The following is a 6,809-nucleotide window of genomic DNA, read 5'->3' on the forward strand; positions in this document are numbered from 1 at the left end:
GGCACGGGGCACCCGCCGCCGCTCAGGCCACCCGGGCGGCGGTCGACAGCGGTACCCGCACCGCGGCGCGGCGAGGACCCGCCCCGGCCGCCGCCTCGCCCGCTGTTCCGACCTCCGGGGACGGCACCCCGGGGTCGCTCCGGGCCAGGACCCGTCGTGCGGGCCACCGCGCCCTCCGGTTCCGTGCGGCCGCCGGGCCCGGCCCGTGGCGGGTCGCGCGTATCTGCGCCGAGTCGCACCACTTCCGCCCGCGTGCGGAGCTCCGGCGCTTCTGGCAGGCGACCGCTGAAGCCCTCGGGGGCGGGGCAGATCCGGGTCTTCCGCGTTGCCGAACCGGTGGCGCCGATTGCACGGCCGGTCCAGGCGGGCCGGTACGGAGTCGGCGCCACCCGCCCCGTGGGTGCCGCCGGCTCACCGCCCACCCGGAGTGTGATCGCCCGCACCGGCCATGACCGCCGCGTCCGCCGGTCGTGCCGGACCTCCGTCGACGGCGTCGGTGATGCTCACGTCGGCACGCGGTACCTGACCGCGATCACCGCGCTCCCGTGCTCCGCCGCGGTCTCGAACCCCAGCCGCCGGGCCACCTCCACCGGAGCGACGGCCGCGAACACCGGGGAGCCGCGCAGTCGGGCGCGCATGGCCTCTTCCATCGCGGACTCCGCGGCCTGCCGCTCCCACCCGGCGCCGTCGCCGGGAGGTGTCCACGACCACACGTCCACGATCGTGACGTGCCACGCGATCGGACGGGCGCCGTCGGGCAGCAGCGGGGCGAGCAGCTCCTGCCACAGCACTTCGGCGAACAGCTCCGGCCAGCCGGGAGCCGTCTCCAGGAACGCCGCGAAAGCGTCGTAGAGCTCACCTCGGTTGGACGTCATGCGGTCTCTCCTGTTCCGGGGGCCGGCAGAGGACGGCCCCGCAGGCGTGCTGACCAGGCAGGAAGCGCCACGGCGATCGTTTGCTCCGGCGCGGCGCGGTTACAGGCGCTGGTGGGACGACCGGGCCGCAGTCCGTGCCACCCGGTAGCAATGGAGGGTTCGCCATGCGGGTAACCGCGAAGAAGATCACCACGGTCGCTGTCCTGGCGATGGGCCTGGTCGGGCTCGGAGCGAGCACCGCGGTGGCGCTGGACTACGAGATGTGCGTGAAGATCTACCGCGACGAAGCGTTCTGCGCCAGGAAGTTCCTGGACTAACCACGGAACGCGGGTCCCGGGGACCGGCCTTCCCGGGGCCCTGCTCCGTCGGTCGCGTACGGGGGCCAGACGACCGCCCGGCAGCGCGCGCGGGCACCCCGGGGTCCCGTGGACCGGCCCGCGGCGGTCCCAGGGCCGCGCCCGCCCCTGGCCCGTCCCGGCTGTCAGGTCGGGTTCCCTGATGCCGGCGGGCCCTGGGGGCCTGGGCGGCGCCGCCGCGGCGTTCGGCCAGCAGCCGGCGGCGGTGGCCGGCCCGCCGCACCCCCGTGACGATGACAATGACCGCGCCGGCGATCGCCAGCATGGCGAACAGCAGCATGCCCGCGCCGAGGCGGGCCGCGAATCCGGCCACCCCGCCGACGAGACCGAACGCGACCATCCCCGCACCGACGCCGAACCACCGGCGAGGTGGCTGGATATCTGCGGGCCGGGGCGGCGCGGCGTAGGCCGCCGGACTCCGGTCCGGTGCCGCGTGGCCGGTGGATCCTGCGGGGGCCTGCCGGCGGGGGCCCTCCGCCGGGTCCTGGCCGTGGCCGCCGTCAATGCCCGGGGAAGGGTCAGCGGTGGTCACGAGCAGTGTCGCGCGGTCGGCGACGACCTCCGTGAGCGCCTGCGGCAGCCACTGGCCCGCCTCGCGGTGCGGCTCGGCCGGTGCGAGCGCGGTGCAGGTCTCCAGGACCCGGCCCAGTCCCGGCCGTTGTGCCGGGTCCTTGGCCAGGCACTCCGCCACCAGGTCGGCGAGGCCGCCGGGAACGCCCGAGAGGTCGGGTGCCTCGTGCACGATCCGGTAGGCGAGCGCTTCCAGCCGACCCGCCCCGAACGGCCCGCGTCCAGTGGCGGCGAACGCCAGCACGCACCCCAGTGCGAACACGTCCGAAGGCGGACCGACCGTGCCCCCGCGGGTCTGCTCCGGCGACATGAACCCCGCGGTACCGAGCACCGTGCGGGTCTGGGTGAAGGAGGTCGCCTCCAGCGCCCGCGCGATCCCGAAGTCGATGATCCGGGGCCCGTCGCCGGCCAGGATCACGTTGCCGGGCTTGAGGTCCCGGTGCACCAGCGCCTTGGCGTGCACGGCCGCGAGCCCTTCGGCCAGCCCCGCGCCCAGGACGGCCACCGACGCGCCCGGCAGCGGCCCGTGCTCGACCACGGCCTCGTGCAGGGACGGTCCCGGGATGAAGGCGGTGGCCAGCCACGGCCGCTCCGCGGCCGTGTCGGCGTCGAGCACCTGCGCCGTGAAGAACCCGCCGACGGCCCGGGCTGCCTCCACCTCGGCCGCGAACCGCCGCCGGAACCCCGTATCGCCCGCCAGTTCCGGATGCACGACCTTGACCGCCACCGTGCGCCCGCCGGGAGAGCGCCCCAGGAAGACCTGCCCCATCCCGCCGCCGCCCAGCCGCCGCACCAGCCGGTACGGACCGACCTGACGCGGATCACCAGCCTGCAGAGCCCCGGCCATGGACTCCACCCCTGTCTGTGAAGTTATATGTCACCGTCCACCCGATAATTCCAGAAACCCCCCCGGCACCGGCAGTGGGAATCTCACCGGCACCAGCCTGGAGCATGAGCGGCTGCGAGCGGCACAGGTCCGGTTTCCGCCCCCTCACCGATGCGGCCAAGGACGTTCACTCCCGCCGGGCCGCCGGGCCGAGCGCCAGGCCGAGCGCCGGGCCGGGGGCCGGGCCCCCGCTCGGGATCGCCGACCGGGTACGCGCCTCCACGGCTTCCCGGCGGGTCGGGGTGGCGCCGGGCCGCCGGCTGGGCGGTGTTGCGGGGGTCCGAGGGGAGAACGCTTACCAAGTCTTCTTCCGGCTGTTTCCCGGGTGTCACACAGCCGCGGTTCGCTCGTAGGCGACTCGACGGGAGGTTCGCCGTGCCACGCCCGACCCGGTACGTGTCCAGATCCGACCTCGGCTGGGGGGCCTCTCCCGCCGGGTACGCCAATCCGCGCAGCGGTCTCGTCATCCACTACGACGGCTCCGACCAGGGGCTCGCCGGCCGGGCGCACTCGGCGTGCCTGGCCTACTGGCGGGCCACGCGGGACTTCCACGTCGCCACCAACGGGTGGGTCGACATCGGCTACTCCTATGCCGCCTGCCCGCACGGGTACGTGCTGGAGGGGCGCGGTCTGTTCAGGATCCAGGCGGCCCAGCCCGGCGGCAACAGCACCTACTACTCGTGCACGCTCTGCGGTGGGCCGGACGACCCCGTCACCGACGCGCAGATCAACGCGGTCCGCGAGCTGCGGCAGTGGCTGATGGAGCCCGACTCCAGCATCTCCGGGACCGTGCGCGGGCATCGCGACTTCGTCGCCACCAGCTGCCCGGGCGAGCGCGCCTACGCCATGGTCCGCGACGGGACGTTCGCCCGACCGCCGGGGACCCCGCCCCCCGACTCCCCCCAACCGGAGGACTTCCTCGACATGGCCGACTTCACCTGGCTGTCCTCGTCCCGTACCCAGCCGCTCCCCAACGGCGTCCCGGTGTGCCTGCTCTTCCAGGACGGGCGCGACGCCCGGGTCACCCCCGACGACCCCTACGCCACGATCGCCTTCCAGAACCGCAGGTTCAGCGGCACGCTCAACGGCCGCGTCGTCGCCCCCGGCCCGGGCGGCGCTCTCGCGCCGGTCGCCTACCGGGTGCAGCTCGGCAAGGTCCGCGGCGCCGTGGGGGCCGACGCCCCGCCCGACCCGCTGTTCGCCGGCGGCGTGTACACCACCACCGAATGCAACGTCAGCCTGGACGAGATCACCCGCGCCGACGAGCGGCTGCGCATCTACGTCACCGCGCTGGTCGACGGCGCGGAGTGGCGGGGCGGCAAGGTCACCGGCTGGGTGGCCCCGGCCTAGCCTCGGGGGGCGACGCGCCCGGCCGGAGCGCGCCGTGCCCGGTGCCGGGACGTGCCTCCCCGCCCCGGAACCCGCGCAGGGGGCCGTCCCGGCCGGCGCGGGTCGGCTACGGGACCGGCGTGACCAGGGACCCCTCCGTCATGAAGGCGTGCAGGTTGCGGAACGCCAGCTCGCCCATGGCCTCCCGGGTCTCGCGGGTGGCGCTGGCGATGTGCGGGAGGAGCACCACGGAGTCGAGGCCGAGCAGCGGTTCGGGGACGTGCGGTTCGTCGGCGAAGACGTCGAGTGCGGCGCCCGCGATGCGCCGCTGCGTGAGCGCCGCCACCAGCGCCGGCTCGTCGACGACGCTGCCGCGCGCGACGTTGACGAGGTAGCCCTGCGGGCCGAGGGCGGTGAGCACCTTCTCCGAGACCAGCCCCCGGGTGCCCTCGCCGCCCGAGGTGGCGACGACGAGCACGTCGGCGGCCTCCGCGAGGGCCTCGGCGGAGGGGGCGTAGGTGTAGGGCACACCGTCGACCGGGCGGCGCGAGTGATAGCTCAGCCGGACGCCGAACCCCTCCAGGCGGGTGGCGACGGCCCTACCGATGCGGCCGAGGCCGAGGATGCCCACGTGCTTGCCGCTGACCTTCGCGGCGAGGGGGTACCCGGCCTGCTCCCACTCGCCGCGGCGCACGTAGCGGTCCGCTGCGGACAGCCGCCGCATGACGTCGATCAGCGCCCCGACGGCGAGGTCGGCCACGCAGTCGGTCAACACGTCCGGGGTGTTGCTGACGTCGATACCGCGTGCCCGGGCGCGGGCGACGTCCGTAGTCTCGTAGCCGACGCCGAAGTGCACAATCGCCCCCAGGCGCGGCAGCGCGTCCATCACGTCGTCGGGCACCCCGACCCGTGCGCTGGTGACGGCGGCGGCGACCGCCGGCCCGTGCTCGGCGAGGAACGCCGTGCGGTCGGGCTGCTCGTGCAGCCGGACCGTGTGGTGCCGGGCCGCGAGCTCGGCCTCCAGGGACGGCAGGAGGGGGCAGAGCTGGAGGACGGTGCGCGGCGGGTCGGGAAGGGCCATGGCTGCTCCTTGTGTACGGGCGGGCATCGGGTGGTCGCCGCACGGCGGCGCGGTCCGGCACCGCGGCCGCCCGTGGGCCGCGGCACCGGGAGGGGAATCACCGCCCGCCGGTCTCCTGGACGCCGTCGACCAGCCGGGGGACGCCCGCGGGGTTGCCGTCCCGCAGCTCCGCCGGCAGCAGGGCCTCGGGGACGTCCTGGTAGCTCACCGGGCGCAGGAAGCGCTCGATGGCCAGCGTCCCCACGGACGTGGTGGCGGGCGCCGACGTGGCGGGGAAGGGGCCGCCGTGCACGACCGCGTGCCCCACCTCGACGCCGGTGGGCCAGCCGCCGAACAGCACCCGGCCGGCGAGCACCTCCAGCCGGGGCAGCAGCTGGCGGGCCGCGGGGTGGTCGGACTCGGCGGCGTGCACCGTGGCGGTGAGCTGGCCTTCGAGCGTGCCCAGGATCGCGTGCAGCTCGGCCAGGTCGCGCACCCGGACCACGAGGGAGGTGGCGCCGAAGACCTCCGCCTGCAGGCTCTCGTCGGAGCGGAAGGTGGCGCCGTCAGTGACGTAGAGCCGGGCCTGCCCGCAGGAGGCGATGGCCGCGTCGCGGGCTCCGGTGGCGAGTTCCGTGACGCCCGGCCGGCCGGCCAGCCGCGCCGCGCCCTCGTCGTAGGCCCGGCGGATCCCGTCGGTCAGCATGGGAGCGGCCGGTGCGGCGGCGACGGCGTCCGCGGCGGCGGCGAGGAAGCCGTCGGCGTCACCGACGGCGAAGACCAGTCCGGGGCTGGTGCAGAGCTGGCCGGCGCCCGTGGTGAGGGAGGCGACGTAGGCGGCGCCGAGCGCCGGTCCCCTCTCAGCTAGGGCGCCCGGAAGCAGCACGACGGGGTTGACGCTGGACATCTCGGCATAGACCGGGATCGGGACCGGGCGCGCCGCCGCCGCGGCGGCCAGGGCGAGGCCGCCGGAACGGGAGCCGGTGAACCCGACGGCCGCGATGCGGGGGTCCTGGACCAGCGCGGTGCCGAGCCCGGGGCCGGGGCCGAACAGCAGGGAGAAGGTTCCCTCCGGCAGCCCGTGCTCGCGCACCGCCGCGCGGACCGCCCGCCCGACGAGCTCCGAGGTGCCCGGGTGGGCGTTGTGCGCCTTGACGACGACCGGCGCGCCCGCGGCGAGCGCCGACGCGGTGTCGCCGCCCGCGACCGAGAACGCCAGGGGGAAGTTGCTGGCGGCGAAGACCGCCACCGGGCCCAGCGGGATCTTGCGCTGGCGCAGGTCGGGCCTGGGGAGCGGGGTCCGGCCGGGGTCTGCCGGGTCCACCCGCACGCCCAGCCAGCCCCCGGCGCGGACGACGGCGGCGAACAGCCGCAGCTGGCCGGTGGTGCGCGCCCGCTCGCCCAGCACCCGCTGCTCGGGCAGGCCCGTCTCGGCCATCACCCGCTCGACGAGGGCCGCGCCGAGCGCGTCGATGTTGGCGGCGATGCTCTCCAGGAACCGGGCGCGGGCCTCGGGCGCGGTCGCGCGGTAGGTGTCGAACGCGGCGTGCGCGAGTTCCGCCGCGCGCTCCACCTCCGCCGCGCCGCCCTGGGGGTAGCCGGGTTCGAGCCGTTCGCCGCTGACCGGGTCGACGGCGTGCGCCTCGTCGGCGCCGGGCGGCCGGACGTCGGCGTCGCCGATCAGCATGGCGCCGGTGAGGGAGGTCGCCGCGGGGGTCTCGGGGGTCTCGGGG

5 protein-coding genes are annotated in these 6,809 nt (G+C 76.0%); 1 reads left to right on the plus strand and 4 read right to left on the minus strand.

The genetic code is table 11. The features are described 5' to 3' along the window. Nucleotides 1–503: 503 nt before the first annotated feature. Nucleotides 504–875 carry a hypothetical protein gene (locus DEF28_RS14505; RefSeq protein WP_114398825.1) on the minus strand — a complete coding sequence of 124 codons (372 nt, stop codon included), beginning with the start codon at nucleotides 873–875 and terminating at the stop codon, nucleotides 504–506. 186 nt (nucleotides 876–1,061) lie between these two features. After that, entirely contained in the window at nucleotides 1,062–2,648 is a 1,587-nt protein-coding gene (locus DEF28_RS28435) for a serine/threonine-protein kinase (protein ID WP_233515302.1), read from the minus strand. Nucleotides 2,649–3,062: 414 nt separating this feature from the next. Here DEF28_RS28435 and DEF28_RS14515 point away from each other — a divergent pair, with 414 nt between their 5' ends. Beyond that, a complete protein-coding gene (locus tag DEF28_RS14515) occupies nucleotides 3,063–4,037 on the plus strand; it encodes a peptidoglycan recognition protein family protein (RefSeq protein ID WP_114398824.1) in 975 nt (324 codons plus the stop codon). Between the two features lie 106 nt (nucleotides 4,038–4,143). Here DEF28_RS14515 and DEF28_RS14520 read toward each other — a convergent pair whose 3' ends face one another. Further along, entirely contained in the window at nucleotides 4,144–5,097 is a 954-nt protein-coding gene (locus DEF28_RS14520; RefSeq protein ID WP_114398823.1) for a 2-hydroxyacid dehydrogenase, read from the minus strand. 97 nt (nucleotides 5,098–5,194) lie between these two features. Then, nucleotides 5,195–6,809 (minus strand): aldehyde dehydrogenase (NADP(+)) (locus DEF28_RS14525; RefSeq protein WP_199493304.1); only part of this gene is annotated, 1,615 nt, incomplete at its 5' end.

The sequence above is a fragment of the Marinitenerispora sediminis genome (genome assembly GCF_003336425.1).
Lineage (GTDB): Bacteria > Actinomycetota > Actinomycetes > Streptosporangiales > Streptosporangiaceae > Marinitenerispora > Marinitenerispora sediminis.